The sequence below is a fragment of the Bacillus hominis genome (genome assembly GCF_030348325.1).
GTDB classification, from domain to species: Bacteria; Bacillota; Bacilli; order Bacillales; family Bacillaceae_G; genus Bacillus_A; species Bacillus_A hominis.
In genome coordinates this window covers 929,024-945,184 of sequence record NZ_JAUCFS010000005.1, presented here as the reverse complement: position 1 = coordinate 945,184, position 16,161 = coordinate 929,024, and the positions used below count along the sequence as shown (strand labels likewise).

Sequence of the window (16,161 nt, the reverse complement as noted above, 5' to 3'; positions counted from 1 at the left end):
CATTAGTAAATAGGATATGTGGATTAAATGCTCTATACAATTGATGGACATGGTATGTGAATATTTTCTTGCTATTGGAGGGATTTCCTAATGGTTGATGATATACAACAACTTCTTCAAGAACATAGACAATTTTTCCATCATGATCATACAAAAAGTCTTCAATTTCGGCTTAAACAGTTAAAAAAGCTAAAATATTCCATCAAAAAATATGAAAGTGAAGTGCTGAGCGCATTATATCAAGATTTACACAAAAGCGAGTTTGAAGCATACGCTGCAGAAGTTGGTTTCGCATTTAATAGTATCAATTTTATAATAAAATACCTAAAACAGTGGATAAAACCTCAAAAAGTAAAAACACCTATTCATTTTGCCCCATCCAAAAGCTACATAATAAAAGAGCCATATGGTACCGTGCTAATTATTGGACCTTTTAATTATCCATTCCAATCATTAATTGAACCTCTCATTGGGGCAATTGCGGCAGGAAATTGTGTAATTCTCAAGCCTTCAGAAAATGCACCAAATGTTTCAGCTGTAATTAACAAAATGATAAGTGAAACATTTGATAAACAATACATTCGTGTAATTGAAGGAGGCCGGGAAATCACTTCTTTATTGATTCATGAACCATTTGACCATATCTTTTTTACTGGTAGCATTCAAGTTGGAAAGATTGTCATGGAAGCTGCAGCAAAAAACCTTGTACCAGTAACATTAGAACTTGGCGGAAAAGGACCAGCCATTGTCGATGAAACTGCCAACCTCGATATAGCAGCTAAGCGCATTATCTGGGGAAAATTCATAAATGCTGGCCAATCCTGTATTGCACCTGATTATGTTATTGCACATAAATCTGTCAAAGTAAAACTAATTTCGAAAATGAAAGAAATCATTACAAACTTTTATGGATCAGATGTATTAAAAAGCGATGATTACGGCCGAATTATTAATGAGAGACAATTCGATAGACTTATTTCTATATTAGAGCAAGACAAAAATCATATAGTATTTGGTGGGAATTCATCTAGAAGCCATTTATATATTGAACCAACACTTCTTGAAGTAAAATCATGGGATGATGCAGCTATGAAAGAAGAAATTTTCGGACCGATTTTACCAATTATGGATTACAATGATTTAGATGAAGTCATTCATACGGTTAACACCCATCCCAAACCGTTAGCTTTGTATGTATTTACTGAAAATAAAAATGTTGAAAAGCAAGTATTAGAACGAATTTCTTTTGGAGGAGGATGCGTCAACGATACAATGTCACATATGGCTAATCTCCACTTACCTTTTGGCGGGGTAGGAAATGCAGGATTCGGCGCCTATCATGGCAAACATGGTTTTGATGCTTTTTCACATCGTAAAAGCATTTTAAAGAGAAGCTCAAGGATAGATTTAGGGCTTGTATTTCCACCGTATAGGAACAAAATTAAAATTTTGCGAAAGATTTTTAAGTAATACGATTTGTTAAACATTAATGTTGATATTAAAAAAGAAATAATAAAGGGAATCCAGTAGAATGGACTCCCTTTACCTTGTAACAACCTAATCCATTTGTTTAGCGATGTTTAAACAGGACAGGAACAGGGATAAGCATTAGCAATATTATAGCTTATACAAATGCATGTAATGCTTTATTTTATCTTTGCACCAGAACCGCCAAAGAAAATGAAAATAACATACAAAAAAAGAGATATTTTAATGAAGTTAATACTACTGTTATAGGATATTGATGAAATCTTTTTCTTACTACCAAGTCCATTCCTTTTTTCGTCTTAAGATCTGTATTTTCTACAATTATTAAACGAACAATCTTCCCTTTCTCTTTTCCTTTAATAATTGAAGCTGCTTCTACTCCGTTCTTCAAAACACAAACTTCCTCTCCAACTAATTCCCGTTCTCCACAAACCGCCCAAACTCCTTCAAAAATCGCAGCTTAAAACTCCCCACAGGCCCATTCCGATGCTTCGCCACATGGATCTCCGTCATCTCTTTCTGCATCGTTTCCTTATCATAATAATCCTCACGATACATAAGCATAATGACATCCGCATCTTGCTCAATTTGTCCCGTCTCTCTTAAATCGGATAAAAGTGGTCGCTTATCTTGACGTGACTCTACGGAACGAGACAATTGCGACAACGCTACTACACAAACATTCAAATCACGCGCTAATAACTTAAGCTTACGAGAAATCTCACTAATCTCTTGAAACCGATTGCCCTTATGCTTCGGATCGCCCATAATAAGCTGCAAATAATCTACAATAACTAAAAGCTTTTTATCACCGTGCTTCCTCTTTAGCTTACGAGTTTGCATCCAAATATCTTGCACCGTAACGCCTGCATGATCGTAAATCTCAAGTGGTAACTCCCCAATCTCCGCAAACGCCCTACTCACCTTTTCCCAGTCTTCCATCGCAAAACGGTGCTTCGGATTTTTCAGCCTACCTCCTGACACTTCACCTACGCAAGACGCCATTCTTTTTAACAATTGCTTACTACTCATCTCTAATGAAAACAATCCAACCGCCGCTCCAGACTTCGCCGCGTGCAGTCCAACGTTTAGCGCAAACGCAGTCTTCCCCATAGAAGGACGTGCACCAAGAACGACAAAATCACCTTCCTGCAATCCGCACGTCATTTTATTTAGCGATGTATAACCAGTCTCAATACCAGTATTCTCTTTCTTATCTTGATGAAGCTCCTCATACAAACCAACTAACGCATCCTTCAAATCAAACTCACACACGCAGTCCTTTTCCTCTAACTCACAAAGTGCCGTAATCGTCTCACCAATAATTTTTTCATCTTTCTCCGCAATAAGACGCTCTCCCATCTTGTGTCCGAGAACACCCGCCTGATACATTTTCCAGGCACCTCGAACAAGTCCCTCATAATAAGAAAAGTTGCTAGTAGCAGGCACACCATCCATTAACCCTATAAAATACTCCATTCCCCCGATCCCTTTCAAAAAATTCGGATCTACTCTAGAAATGAACGTCACAAGATCAATCGGTTGCCCCTCTTCTTCCATTTTTCGCATCAGCTGAAATATAGACTTATGCACTGGCATAGAAAAATACTGCTCCGTCAAACGGCACTCCTTAATAAGCTCTCCATCCAGTAATAGAGAACCTAACACCGTCTTTTCCGCCTCCACATTTTGAATACTCATGGCCGCCACCCGCGTTCCGCTAAAAAGCGCTGCAACTCTTCCTCAGACGGCGCATTCTTCTCCCACTCCTCACACTTCGCCAAAAAATTCTCCGTCTCCCCGGTACTAACAGACGACCCCTTCTTCCGAAAATTCGCAGTATCCGCCTCAACCTCAGACACTTTCGTAAATCCCTTTCCGTGCCAACCACGCAAAATCCCCTTCACATAAGCAACCGTTCGCTTATTATTCTCATGCGCAATTTGAAGAGCCTTCAGCACAAGCTCCTCTGACAAATCAACCATCCACGCACTCAGTTCCTCTACCGTATGAGGAGACAAACTACCAAAATGTTGCTCATAAAACGTGAACACCTTACTTCCCGTTTCTTCCTCTATAACCTCTTCTTCCCCTGTCTCATCGCAAACTGGATCAACATCATGGATAGCCAAATCACCAGGCATACCGAAATGTGCTAAAAGCATCGGAACACTCAGCTCCTCCTCCTCACACTTCTGAAGAAACATATGTACAAACTCCTTATTCTTCACGCCCTTCAGCTCACGAAGCACACACTTCTCCACATTCGTATTCGTCACAGGATTATAACGAAGCCAATTTAAAACGAATAACTCCCTCGTCTCCGCATCATACAGGATCTTTCCATAATCAATAAAACGCTGCACTAACTTATCAACAGTCTCCCTGTTATAACCCGTCTCCATCTCAGCTAACCGCTTCGGAAAAGGAAAAATCCCGCACTGCGTCGTCTTCGAACAAGTTAACAAGTATACATAGAAATACCGCTCCTCCGGCGTCAAATCCAAAACAAAATCATCCTGCCAAAAATTCACCTGCACATTACGATACACCGCCATCAAAGTTCCTCCCGTCTCCATTCAAAAATGAAAAATCCCTCTTTGTACTATATATAGGAAGGAGGGCCCGGTTTTTGGCGTGTTATTTCAAATTTTTTTTGACTACTACTACGGTGTTTGTTGTTGTTTTTGTTTTGTTGTGTTTTTTCTTAGTGATTTATTACTTGGTAGGGGCTTGGGAGGGGCTTAGTAGTGGTTGGTTTGATTAGGAAAGTTCTGTTTTGGAAGCGGTTTCGTTCTTCTTTTTAGTAGCTTAAACTCATTCGCTCTCTTTGTACTACCTGCAACAATAAATTTATAAGTTAAGTAATCGTACAAATTACTTATTGAATATCCATTAATAAAATCTTAAAGCAAGTAGGTGGTTTCTTTTGAAATTCAAAAACATCCCTTTAGAACATATTAAACTAGAAGATGGATTCCGAAAGAATTTAGAGGATTTTAATCTTGCTACAAACATTAAAGAACATGGATTAATAAAACCACTTATTGTAGAAGAAAAAAATTCAAATTGTTTTATATTAGTCGAAGGTTATCGTCGTTTTTGGGCTTTAAAACATTTAAATATTCCAGTCATAACATGCAAAGTGGAAAAACTCACCTCAAAAGACTCTAGAGTTCTAAAACGTCTTCGTATTGAATTAAAATCCAAAAAGAAAACAGGTTATGAGGTAGAACGAATGATTAGTTTTTTACTTGATGATGGTTATACAGAAGACGATATTGCTAAGCAATGTAACATACAAAAAAAGACCTTAAAAAAATACATTAATGGAAAAGATGTTAATACCCATTGGAAAATTAGAGCAGAACAATCTAGAGCTGGAATACATGGGTTAACTGAGATCCACCATTTAACAAATATACATCCTGAAAATAAAGAATATGTAGCTGATATTTATATTAAACGCAAAATAAATGCTAACAATGTAGAAAGTATAAAAACATTTACCAAGTTAGATGAATTTAATAAATCCTCAAAGGATTTTCAAAGAGACTGTATTAACGATATGATCGGCGATGAAAGTTTAAATAACGAAAGACTGAAAGATATTGTTTTTACAAGATCATTAAAACAACAACACACTCTCTCAGCTCATCAGTATGTATTTGATAAAGTTCTCCGTCTATTCGATAAAGTAATAGATAGTTGCTGTCATAACTTTGTTAATCACCTTACTCCCGTACAAAAGAAAGATCTACAAAGAAAAATAAAAATAATTTCTAATACAATTGGATTACCTCCCCCTTCATCCACCCCTCCCCAAAAAACATTTTCCACTACTATTAAAAAGCATCAAGAACATACAATATTAATTAAGATTGATAAAAAATCCTAATCGCTACTGTAATCTATTCTGTCTTTCTGAAGAGTATTGACATGTTATTTGAATTTTACGAATCAAAAGAACAGCAACGCTTATTTAAGCGTTGCTGTTCTTCTTTTAAAATATGTATGAAGACGATATCCGCATATCAAAAATGGAAAGGTCCTTCGTAATATATAGGAAGGACGAACAAATTTCCAGCCTATTATTTCAAATCTTTTTGACGAAAACTACAGTAGTTGTTTTTGTCTTTTTTCTTAGTGATTTATTACTTGGTAGGAACTAGTTATCGGTTACTTCGATTAAGAAGACTCGTTCTGAGAAGCCACCTCTTTCTTCTGCTTTCTTTTTGCGGATGTCGTTGATTTCTTCTAATGTTGTGCCTTCGTGTTCGGCTAGGGCGTTTATTAGTTCTAGTAGGTCGGATAGTTCTTCGAGTTTATGTTCTTTTGTGTCTGCTTCTAGGTATTCGGTTAGTTCTTCTTCTGTTTTTTTGCAGAGTTCTGTTATGTATTCGTCTTCGGGTAGGATTCTTGTTGTGGGTGTTTTTCCGTTAGCTTTTATTATTTGTGGGATTTTGTTTCGGATTAGCTTGTTGTAGGTTGGCATGGGATTTTCCTCCGCTGATTTTTCTTCTATTATAGCTTTCTCTACTTTTGGGGATTTTTTCTTTAAATCTTCAATCTCTTTATTTATTGACTTTATATTTTGGAAACTTCGATGATAGTATTGATAATCAATGTATTGTACTTTTTTGAATACTTGATCTAAGGCTACTTTCTTGACTCGATCACTGTCGCTCTCAAATACTCTACTAAATATTTGTTTTTTTGTATTATGATCTGCATAGGCGTCTTTTATATTTATTTTTTACTAAAAAGGGAATTTATGTATCTTTTTTGATAAGTAAATTAGGGAGAGTTTCCGCCGCAACTCTAATAAGATTGTGAGGAATTATACTTATACTAACGGGGGCATTAATGAAACAAGAAACAAAAAAGAGCCTTTTGGTTCTTTTTCTTTTGATAAAATATCAACACTATCGTTTAACCGAGTCTAATTTTTAATTGCATTAGGCTCTATAACTATTTTTCATTGTTTTGATTTAGAGGACGACCTATCCCTGGTGCGGGAGCAGCACTCCAGAGAACTTTAGTTCGAGGACCCTTTAGAAAACAATTTAAACAGATAAAAATCCTGCTACCAGATCAGGATTTTTATCTTAAAGGCTTATGATATTTTTTTCTTACTTGGTACTATAGGAGCAACAAAATTTTGACTTGCTATATGTTGTGTTAATGCAGTCGTAATAATACCAATACCTTTACCACTAGAGTAACCTCCAAAACAACCACTTTCCCAATTAATTAGGAACTCCATATTTCCTTCTATATTTAAAGTTTTTCCATTTTTTAAAGTCTTTTTAATTACATTTCGATAAACTGTTATATTAGGAGTTATTCCTGACACTGAAACTCGACTATGGAGTGTATTGAACAAGCGCATCATAATTTGAAAACCCATAGATTTTACTAAAATGTGATGTTTTGTATCTTCCCAAGCTTCAGGGAATTCAAGACTCCAAGCAGTGAAGTAGTCATTAAGTAAATCAATTTGCCGGCTTTTACTCATATCGGTAGATAGGTATGGAATGATCTGGTCTTTAAGTAACTTTAGGAATGTGCTGTTAGTTACGTAAGTTTTTTTCATACTTTCTGGACGTTTACCATCTATATCTTTAATCCGTTGATACAGAATTGACTGTGGATTATCGTTTAACCCTTTTATGATAGTATCAGCAGTTTCGTCAGTTCCTGCAAGAACACCAGCGATAGCTTTCATTGCTAGTGTATGAACTGGACTAGGTTTTTCTTGTTTTTCATTAATGTCAATAAAAATACGAGCCATATCATTATTAGGTAGATCTAAGTATACTGTGACTGTTAATTCAATTTCCATTCGACCAGCTAAGTAAAACCCTTCGGTACGATGATGTGAATCAATAAGAACTCCTAGAAACAGTAATGCTTCATCTTCAGCATTTAAATAACCATCTTCATCTGCTGTAATAGCTTTTAATTTTTCTTCATACTTAATTAAATCAATCACATACACGGCTTCTTTGGGTGTAACTAGTGACTGCTCAAACGTAACGATATCTGCTAAATGAGGGCGCTGTCCATCTCTGTTTGTATATAAGTTCATAATAACTGCATTGGGAGAAGAAAATTTTGCAGTATCTAGTGCTTTTTCACAAATTTCTTTGATTTTCACATCTTTAAGTGCACGTTGAATTCCTCCTGGATTATCATAGTCCCGTGGAATTCGACGAACCAAAGCAATCGATTCATTAACAGCAATTGTGCTGGTATACATTTCGTACTCATTTCCTTGTTCTAATTTCACCAATTTAAGTTTTAAAGTATTCCCTACGTTTTTGCGAATTTCTGTCACTAACCTTAATAGTTCTTCTTTTTTCTTTGAGTATGCTTTTTTCATAGTAAATTTATCCTTTCAAATAGTGTAAAGTAAAAACTTAAAACCTTCAACGTCATAGTTAATCATAGGTGGTTATATAAAATATAATGATTGCTCTTTTATATAACCACCTATGATTAATCTTTTAAAAATAACTAAATTCATGCTATTTTTTAACAAATAAGTTCTAGGTAATCATATTTCCCAAGTTTCATTAAGTTACAAGGTGAACAAAGATACTGCATATTTTTAATCTCATCCACTCCACCTTTAACCAATGGAATCTTGTGGTCCACCACTATATTCTTATCAGACTGACAATATGAACAAAATTGTTCGTTAGGATTTATTTGCTTAAATAGTTTAACAAGTGATTTACTACGTCGAGTGTTCGTATTCCCCGTATAATAATTCCAAAGGGCACTAATTTGCTCTTCGTTCGGCATTTTTTTACATTTAATACTTAAATAATCTCTAAAATAGATCCTACCCAAATTACTGGTTTTCCAACTTAATAATTCCTCTTCACTAGGTCGAAGCAAATCTACAATCACTTCTTGTATATATGGGAGAACTTGTAGAAAAAGCTTATTTCTATCAATTTCGAAATTTTTTAATAGCTCAATAGTTCTGTTTAAATCTTTCTGCACTTAATATCACCTTCTATTGATTTAACATCAAATCTCTTAGAGGTTTGATGTTCTTTGTTACTCTTTGATAAAAACTCAAATAGCAAATAATTTGATATAATTGCTTGTACTCCTACTAACAGTTTTATCCAATTTATGATTAAATTATACCTTTTTCTATATTTTTGATATAAGCGTCAATCTCAACATACATAATTTTACAGATGATCAGAGGTTTTTAGAAGGAGCTTTACATAAAGTAAAGCAACAAACAACACTGCAATCATAACAAAAATTCGCTTTCCCCTTATCTCCACTTCTTGTTTCATCACCTATTCTCCTTCCACTACATGCTTATCTTCTTTAGATAACGGAATTCAAATGAAATAACAATATGGCTCGTCACGTATTACTTTCCACGCAACAATAATCACTTGAACTACCTCATACAATCTAAAACAAAACATCACTAATACGCGAACTAATATTAAATGGAAGAAAGATTAACAAATGAAAGTTGAATGCTTTTCGGCAATGGTATTTGTAAACTTCATTTTTACGTGCCAGCTTGATGTACATGAGTAGTGGTGAAAAGATTCCTATTGCTGCTGAGAGTAGTAACATGATGATGGTCGTTCTTTTTTCTTTTATGGTGGTTTTCATGAGTAGTTTTGTCCCCCTTTTTTGATTTGTCTTCTTTAGGTTAGGGGGTGACGTTGGGGGAGGTGCCAGAAATAAACTATAGTTCTTTATAAAAAAAATGATTATCTATCAAAAAACATTTGAAATAAATACTGCAGCCAAAATAACATACATGTAATAAATATCCCAAATACCACATTTTCATTAAATTTCTTAACAATAGCATTCCATTTAACAACAATATATTGATTCACAACACACCAATAGAGGAGAAATAAAATTGAGATACCGGTCAAAAGAATCATAAAGTCCAACCCTCTTCCTCCTTTCAATTTTATGATTCTCTTATTATACCCTCCAATAAATTAAAAGATCAACTATACACTTACTCTTTAAATACTAAAAATTTATCTAGTTACGAATTCCCCCATCTTAATCCCTATGAAAATCACTTAAGAATTTTAAAAAAATTTGACAAGAAGACCTCCTACTTTATAAAATTTTTACCATGCTTATACAAAAACCACCTCAAACAAATATCCCGTTCAAGGTGGTTCTCTAAAACTTCCATATCACTATTAAATTACTACTTCAATCTATCCTGCAACGCACTAATATTAATAATCACAGGGCTCCCCGACTTCAACGTACCATCTTTCTGTAACATTGGTCCTGAAGTGATACATTGCCCCTTTTTTAATGTTGCAAGTCTTTTTTCCCATTCTTTACGCACAGCTGCATCTTGAGCAAGGTTTGATGCAATAGCACTAATTTCATTTTCTGGTGGCATGAAATATACTTTTTGACTTGAATTCTGTAGTCTTGAAATTTCATCCGTTGTAAATTGTCCTTTTAATGATTGTGTTGCATACCAACCTGACCAACCAAATTTTCTTCCTTCAGTTAAAATTTTGGCGCTCGGTGATTTTTCTCTATGATCAAGATTTTGTGCTTCATCTAATATAACTGGAAATGGTTTATTTTTATCTCCGTGGTGCAATTGATAGTTCCAAATATCCCACAAGATAAATTCTGTAATCATGAGCTGTACCTCGCGACTAAACCCTGTTAATTGTACAATAAATACCTTACCTTTCTGGTTTAGTATTTCTCCCCAATCACAGATGGCACTATGATTAAATGGATTCTTATCAATAAATGGCTTAATTAGTGATTTTGTAGTTTTAGCAGGGCCAGAAGTATCTTCTTCCAATTCTGCTAATAAGAATTCCAAATTCATATTTTCACCATGTTTATCTAAACCACGCATTACCGCTTCATATATAGTGTTTTGTTGCTGACTACCTAATCCTTTATATACAGCTGCAAATACACTTTTGATTCTTTCAGCAATGTCTGTATTATCTTCATCAATATAAATGTCCTCATCCAATTCTTTTTGATTTCGTTTAAATGGATTTATTGGAAATTTGTCTTTTGCTACTAAAAATTGTTCAATATTATCTTGAAGTTTCTCTTTAAATTCCGGTTCTAACTTAGAATTCTTGAATCCATCTGTATAGTCAAATATCATACTAGAAATTCCGTTTTGCGCCAGTTCAAGAAGTAAACATTGAATGAAATAGCTCTTACCTTGCCCTGATTTACCTGAAATTAAAATATGTCTATTTGCTAGCTCTGGGTTTCCAAATTCCCAATATACTTCTTGAGTCGATCCCTCTACCGTTCCTAATAAAACCCGGATGTCTTTTAATCCCTTTGTTTCCTTTTCTTCTACCGCCCCTTGAGAATGAGGTACAGTTGAAACTAATTTATTGCTGGGATTTTTCAACTCTTGATTAGGATCATGATTCTTATTCAATAATCTATCCGGATTAATATCAGTTCCGCCCGAATGAATTTTCATTTTGAGTGCCTCAATTTCTTCGACTACTCCTTCATATCCATCCTCTTCGGTTAATTCCACTAATAAAATATCTTCTTCGATTTTAATGGATCTCCATGCTTGTTCTTTTTTGAATGATAAAATCGCACCTTTCCCAATTTTACTATCCAAATCTCCACTCATTTCGTAATCATCATTTAATAATCTTTTCTTTAGTTCTTCAATTTTCTCATAAGATTTTTCTGGCCAAATGTTATTTGCAATAAATTTCTCTGCATTCGCTAGCAATAACTGTACAAAGAAGTTTCGGAAAAACTTATGTTTAAATACATGCAAACCATCTTCACTTACTTTAGAAAGTTGCGTATCAAATAGTTGCTTAGTAGCATTAATTTGCTCTTTCGCTTTTGCAATAGCACTGTCTTGATTTAAACCAATTTTCACTTCCACTGGATAATAATGCACTGATAATTTATCATCTTGCATTTCTACTCCGATTAACAGCAAATCGTCACTATGTGCACCTTTTCCGCCTAGATTTTTCGCAGAAAATACCCCTTCACTCTTCGTTAACTTTACCGCTCCAGCAACACGCAATATTTCTTCTAATGAGATAGGAACCCATAAAATATTCTTATGATCTAACGCACTTAATATATATTTCACAGCCGAAATAATACTTAACTTTTCTCTTGAGAATTGTCCCTTACTTCCTATAATTCGTAGCAACCACTCACCATTTAAACTATTGAAAGCTCTAATAGCTGTATTGATTTTTTCAGGCGTCGATACAATTTCTTTTTCTGCCAAATACTGTTCAATAACTGTTCGATACTGTCTTGCTTTATCCGTTACTGTAATTGCATCATACTGGCTTGATGAAGAATATTGATCACTATAATGGATGACCAATAAATTACGTGATGACTCTTGGAAAAAATCTAAACCAACATTAGGCTCAATAAATGTTACCCAATAAGAAGACTCATATAAATGTTCTAGAACTTGTTCATCATAAGTAGATGTTCTCGTAACAATTGTTTCATTCTTACGGTAAGGATTTGTACCATCGTTATTTAAATTACTTCCTAATTCGTTCATTCTTCTAGCAGTTTGAATTAACAAATGTTCATCATTCAATACATTTTTCAATCCAAAGCCTGTACGATAATCTACTTCTGTACTAATAGATGATAGAGATGATAACATTCCATTTAGAGATAATCCTGTTTCAATATCTTCCATTGTACTTTTCGCATGCTTCTCATTTGAAATCATTTTATAGAATGAAATATGAGCGTAACCATATTCTTTCGTACCTATAAGTTTATAGTAGAAAACATTTTCTCGAATCAGCCTTAATACGTCTACAGCATCAAGATTCTTTGATGCTAACGATAATTCAAAGAACTCCTCAAATTTTTGAACGTCATCATATATAGAAAACTTTTCAAAGGCACTTAATATATTATTCTCATGATATAAAGCAACCTCTACGGGTATAATTTTTAATGGTCCTTTTTTATCTATCTGCTTCTTAATAAAATGTACTAAACCTCTTACAACTTCTTTATCATTATTTATATTAATCACATTGATTCGTATGGGAGATTTAGATTCTTGTAAAAATAAGTATTGAAAATGCTCCACAAATTGTTGAAGCTTTTCTTCAACTACATTAGCTAAAAATGCATTAGATTCTCCAATCGCAACCTTATGAAGTGGTTCATAAACGATCCATTCAGGCGCTTCATTTTGAGCAACTGGGCGATACAATTCATCATTCTGTCCATATATGTATGGCAATAGATTATTAGGATGCAGACGATTTAAAATATGCATTTCAACTACTTCATTTTTAATTTCATCATTAATACTTAACTGGTAGGCAACATTAAGAGGATGCAACGGTGTTAGTATAACTCTTTGTTCCTCCTCAATAACTCCCAATTTAAACAGATTCTTTTCTTCTTCTTTTAGCATTACATTTTCTTGTATATGAGCAATGCTTTCGTTAAAAGCTTTCAAGTATCTTATAGATACCTCTCTTAATTGATCATCCACAAAACAAAGACTAGGAACCGTATTATTAAATTTATAGTAATTTAATAATTCTTGGTACGCATCTCTCAATGATGGATTAATTGATAATTCAACCTTATTTAGACCTGATACTCCTCTAACTGCAAAAGCAATTTCATTTTCAATCCATACTCTCTCGTCTTGCAAATAATTTCGAAATCCTTCTCGTGCTGAAAATTCCCTTGCACCCTGTTTTAATTTATTTGTATCAAGGTTATATTCGAAACTTTCTTGATGTTCTCTTTTTAATTTCCATACCCTTTCTCCTGATACTGGAACAGTCTTTGCAACTTGCTCTCTAATAAGAATAGGGATTAAAGTTGTTTCAATTTGAATAGAAAAGGATAAGCTATCATCATTCCATGCAGGAGAAGATTCAGAGACTTCAAAACTTCCTCCTTGCCAATTTATAATCTGTGCATCTTCTTCAATAAATAATTCTTCTGGTTCACTAGAAATATCCCCAAAAACAATACACTCTTCGGCTTTATTCATAACTATATTTTTCTTATTCATATTCACTTCATAAATTGTTTGGAGAGATTGTAAAAACGCGGCTTCACATTCTACAACAGCAATATGAAACTCATATTTCGACTTAGATTGCATCTTATGTGTATATACAACTTTATGGAATGAAGTCACATTTTGCTTATGCACTAAACTTACAGTTAGCTTTTTCCCAGATACCACACAAAAATCCTGTGAATTTTTATGAATGTATTCCTTCTTCAACTTTTCTTCAAATTCAAAGTTTATGTTGATATTTTCTACCTGTGTAGGATTAAAAATAATAATATGGCGTTTACGTCTCCCAGCCTTTGTCTCAGCTTGTGCTTTTTCCCAATATAACAGACCTTCTTTTGAATATTTCTTTGCTGATTCAATATATTCTAATGGGCGATCTATTTCAGTCATTTTGTCGTAAGAATCTTTAACAAGAACATAATCCGCTTGCTGCCAATCTTCCTTCTTTAGACGAGAAACACCTTTCTCATCGAATAATTTTTCTAATTGACTCTCTAAATGCTCATACTCGTGCATATGTTGTACTTTCTCAAAGAATGAAGCATTTTCTTCTAGTCTTTTTTTCATTTGAGCTGAAGTAAATTGATTTAAATTTTCATCATAGAAAATACCTAGATTAGAATAATCTTCTCTCGCAATCTCTTGTTTTGATAGAAACCCAAGAATTTCTTCATAATCCCAAAGAGATGGTCGCACAATTGTATCATCTAATTTTTTACGTAAATAAAATGATAGTACTTCCTTCTCTTCTTTGTTTAGAGAAGAAGTTTCAATTTCTTCTTTTAATGTTTTTAAAATTGATTTTACATTAAATGGCATACCTTCTTTTTGTAAATCACTGCTACCACCCTTAATACTGTCCAGCGTCTCATGACATACACTAAGTAAAGCTGTTTTCTCCCAAACATCCTTTTGTTCACCGACTTCATTACGAAGTGTTACTAAGAAGTCAGGAGTCACATTTACTGATGTAGTTGCAACAACTACCTTCATTTCCTCTGAAACCTTAATAGCAATTGTTTCGTATGGAGTTCCTTGCTTATGCTGATAATAAAACGCCTGCGATAAATCTTGTTCTTTTAATGTGTCATAAAACGCTTTTACTTGTTCATGATTATCAAATTGAAGATAAAATCGCTCTCCACCTCTAAGATTTTCCGCTTCTAAATAATTTATTAGTTTATCTGAAAGATAATTATAAAATTGGTTTAACATACTGTGCATCACCGCTATCACTTTTTTTGTCTATTAAATTCAGCTTATCAAATAACTGTACAATTTCTTCTTTTGAGTACCGATCGAAGAATAAACCTCTAGCCTCTAAATCTATAAATACTTGCTTCAAAGGTTTTCTTTCCTTTTTCAAACTCAATGCTGTTAGTAGCAATAACATATCTTGACTAATATTAAGCATATAACCAAGTGAACCTCGAGTTTTTAAGAAATATTTTTTTCCAACCTCTTCTATTGATAAAGAATATCTATGTCGAGGTCCTTGCATCGTATCTTTTTCATAAGCTTCTTCTATACTACGGAATAAAGATTGTACAAGCGTCTCATATTCTAATTCTAAATTTTCTTCATAAACCCCAAGACCTACATGTCTTCTATATTCCATAACCCAATCGCAAAGCATCTCTAAAAATACTTTTTTATCCTCATCGGATAATTGCTGATGTGTTTCCTTCAATTCAGGGTAGCCACATGCTTTTTCTACCCCCATTAAGAAATTTAAATGTTCTAAGCAATTAATATGAAGTAGTAAATGTCTACCTGTATCTTTAATCATTTGATAACCATGAGTATAACCTTTTCTATTCTTACTCGTAGACTCCCAGTCAAGTGTAAAATAAACTTCATTGTTCTCACTAAAATTCGCTTTCCCAACTTGTGAAAGCTTTAAAGTCAATTGAGTAATATATAAGAAGTAATAATAACTAAGAAACAAGTGATAATGGGTTCTAAAATAATCTTTATGCTCCGCTAAAAATTGAAAATCTTCTTTGAATATCTTCGAAATAAATGGGATTTGATTAATATAACGGCGTTCTTTCTCATCTTTCTCTAAATGATTTAATTGCTTTAACACAAGACGCGACATTAAATCTGTTGAATCACTTTTTCCAAAAATCTCTTTTACTGTTTCTTCCTCACCTAATAAGACATCTAAAAGAAACCTAGCAATATCTTGTTCTCCTTTTTTATCTGCACTTTCACTTAACGGTAAATATTGAAATAAATGCAAATGAAAAATTTTAATTGTATTGTCACTATCTTGTAAAAAGGTACGTAATATTTGTTCAAAGTGCGACTTATCTTGCTTTGATACATCAACAGATTTACTAATCTCCCCAATAAGTTCTTCTAGGTTAACTTCCATTTTCAACTTATTTCCGCTGACAAGACGCGTGAATTCTCCCAATACTCCCTGAAACCCTTTTACGAATTTTGCCCGCTCTGTCCCTCGTGTAGAGAAAGGTAACAGAGGAGCTTTTTTATTTATTGTATGTTTTAATCCTAATTTTTCCTGTTTAATACTCAGCGACCTTTTCAAATCCTCTAAATTCTCTCTTACAATCATT

The 16,161-nt window shown here is 33.9% G+C and carries 10 protein-coding genes and 1 pseudogene; 2 read left to right on the top strand and 9 right to left on the bottom strand.

Annotated features, from left to right (window positions below):
- Window positions 1–90: 90 nt before the first annotated feature.
- Entirely contained in the window at window positions 91–1,470 is a 1,380-nt protein-coding gene (locus QUF93_RS07185) for an aldehyde dehydrogenase (RefSeq protein WP_289358304.1), read from the top strand.
- A 181-nt stretch (window positions 1,471–1,651) separates the two neighbouring features.
- On the opposite strand, the gene QUF93_RS07180 is transcribed toward QUF93_RS07185, so the two are convergent.
- Genes QUF93_RS07180 through QUF93_RS07170 form a run of 3 tightly spaced genes read right to left on the bottom strand, consistent with a single transcriptional unit; the run spans window position 1,652 to window position 4,046 of the window.
- Window positions 1,652–1,879, bottom strand: coding sequence for a hypothetical protein (locus QUF93_RS07180; protein WP_289358303.1), 228 nt, complete (start codon window positions 1,877–1,879; stop codon window positions 1,652–1,654).
- 20 nt (window positions 1,880–1,899) lie between these two features.
- Window positions 1,900–3,189, bottom strand: coding sequence for a replicative DNA helicase (dnaB, locus tag QUF93_RS07175; RefSeq protein WP_289358302.1), 1,290 nt, complete (start codon window positions 3,187–3,189; stop codon window positions 1,900–1,902).
- Window positions 3,186–4,046: a DnaD domain-containing protein gene (locus QUF93_RS07170; RefSeq protein ID WP_289358301.1), complete on the bottom strand. Its 861-nt coding sequence runs from the start codon at window positions 4,044–4,046 to the stop codon at window positions 3,186–3,188. The genes dnaB and QUF93_RS07170 overlap by 4 nt, the downstream gene beginning before the upstream one ends.
- A gap of 371 nt (window positions 4,047–4,417) precedes the next feature.
- On the opposite strand from QUF93_RS07170, the gene QUF93_RS07165 reads away from it, so the two are divergent.
- Window positions 4,418–5,386 (top strand): ParB/RepB/Spo0J family partition protein, encoded by a 969-nt coding sequence (locus tag QUF93_RS07165; protein ID WP_289358300.1) that lies wholly within the window; start codon window positions 4,418–4,420, stop codon window positions 5,384–5,386.
- 270 nt (window positions 5,387–5,656) lie between these two features.
- Here QUF93_RS07165 and QUF93_RS07160 read toward each other — a convergent pair whose 3' ends face one another.
- The 6 genes and pseudogenes from QUF93_RS07160 to dptG all read right to left on the bottom strand — a co-directional run bounded on the left by QUF93_RS07160 (window position 5,657) and on the right by dptG (window position 16,160).
- Window positions 5,657–5,983: a nucleoside triphosphate pyrophosphohydrolase gene (locus tag QUF93_RS07160; protein WP_088057756.1), complete on the bottom strand. Its 327-nt coding sequence runs from the start codon at window positions 5,981–5,983 to the stop codon at window positions 5,657–5,659.
- Between the two features lie 621 nt (window positions 5,984–6,604).
- Window positions 6,605–7,873, bottom strand: coding sequence for a DGQHR domain-containing protein (locus QUF93_RS07155; RefSeq protein WP_289358299.1), 1,269 nt, complete (start codon window positions 7,871–7,873; stop codon window positions 6,605–6,607).
- A gap of 152 nt (window positions 7,874–8,025) precedes the next feature.
- Window positions 8,026–8,502 carry an HNH endonuclease signature motif containing protein gene (locus tag QUF93_RS07150; protein WP_088057752.1) on the bottom strand — a complete coding sequence of 159 codons (477 nt, stop codon included), beginning with the start codon at window positions 8,500–8,502 and terminating at the stop codon, window positions 8,026–8,028.
- Between the two features lie 356 nt (window positions 8,503–8,858).
- Window positions 8,859–9,144, bottom strand: a pseudogene (locus QUF93_RS07145) (magnetosome magnetite crystal formation protein family).
- A 565-nt stretch (window positions 9,145–9,709) separates the two neighbouring features.
- On the bottom strand, window positions 9,710–14,794 hold the full coding sequence (gene dptH / locus QUF93_RS07140) for a DNA phosphorothioation-dependent restriction protein DptH (protein WP_289358298.1): 5,085 nt from the start codon (window positions 14,792–14,794) through the stop codon (window positions 9,710–9,712).
- Window positions 14,775–16,160: a DNA phosphorothioation-dependent restriction protein DptG gene (gene dptG / locus QUF93_RS07135; protein WP_088057746.1), complete on the bottom strand. Its 1,386-nt coding sequence runs from the start codon at window positions 16,158–16,160 to the stop codon at window positions 14,775–14,777. The genes dptH and dptG overlap by 20 nt, the downstream gene beginning before the upstream one ends.
- Window position 16,161: the final 1 nt, after the last annotated feature.

What these genes read in the sequence shown, in the direction of transcription:
- dnaB (WP_289358302.1), bottom strand. Translation starts at nt 3,189, where the DNA reads ATGAGTATTCAAAATGTGGAGGCGGAAAAGACGGTGTTAGGTTCTCTA.
- QUF93_RS07155 (WP_289358299.1), bottom strand. Translation starts at nt 7,873, where the DNA reads ATGAAAAAAGCATACTCAAAGAAAAAAGAAGAACTATTAAGGTTAGTG.
- QUF93_RS07160 (WP_088057756.1), bottom strand. Translation starts at nt 5,983, where the DNA reads ATGCCAACCTACAACAAGCTAATCCGAAACAAAATCCCACAAATAATA.
- QUF93_RS07185 (WP_289358304.1), top strand. Translation starts at nt 91, where the DNA reads ATGGTTGATGATATACAACAACTTCTTCAAGAACATAGACAATTTTTC.
- dptH (WP_289358298.1), bottom strand. Translation starts at nt 14,794, where the DNA reads ATGTTAAACCAATTTTATAATTATCTTTCAGATAAACTAATAAATTAT.
- QUF93_RS07170 (WP_289358301.1), bottom strand. Translation starts at nt 4,046, where the DNA reads ATGGCGGTGTATCGTAATGTGCAGGTGAATTTTTGGCAGGATGATTTT.
- dptG (WP_088057746.1), bottom strand. Translation starts at nt 16,160, where the DNA reads ATGATTGTAAGAGAGAATTTAGAGGATTTGAAAAGGTCGCTGAGTATT.